Raw genomic sequence first — 500 nt, 5'->3', positions numbered from 1 at the left:
CTAAATAGGCCAAAATAATATTGCCCATAATATTTTCTGCTTCAAAAGTTGCTTGTAAAAACCCACCAGCAGGAAATTCAACACAGACATCTCCGAAGTAAACCAATGGTTTTTCTCGTTCAACCAAAATTTCACCTTCCACAGATAAACGTGTCATTCCATATGCAAGAGCTGTATGAATCATTTGCTGACGAATATGCTCATCTCTTACAACACACCCATTGAAAGCAACATCTAAACCATTTTCAACAGATGTCACTGTAACCTGAAAACGCTTGGTATGATTGCCTACAAGAGCGCAAAGTAACTTGATAGAATTGAGTTTAGACATAATCTCTAAACGTGTGACTGGACATTCCTCAAGTGCGATAACATCATGAGATAAATAACGGTTAAAGCCAACAATATGACCTTTCTGAGTGGCAAGCGCTGTTAAAGTGATTCGCCGGCGATTTTGGTATCCACCTTCAATTAAAGGAGAAACAAAAACATCAATCCCA

At 38.2% G+C, this 500-nt stretch carries 1 pseudogene; it reads right to left on the bottom strand.

From position 1 onward, the window contains the following. Positions 1–500 (bottom strand): annotated as a pseudogene (locus tag ACFINZ_RS12210) (RNA methyltransferase); the annotation flags it as partial.

Source organism: Bartonella sp. AA81SXKL, from assembly GCF_042196945.1.
Classification (GTDB): Bacteria; Pseudomonadota; Alphaproteobacteria; order Rhizobiales; family Rhizobiaceae; genus Bartonella.
The sequence above is the reverse complement of the archived record's forward strand: the minus strand, read 5'-3'. Positions and strand labels throughout refer to the sequence as shown.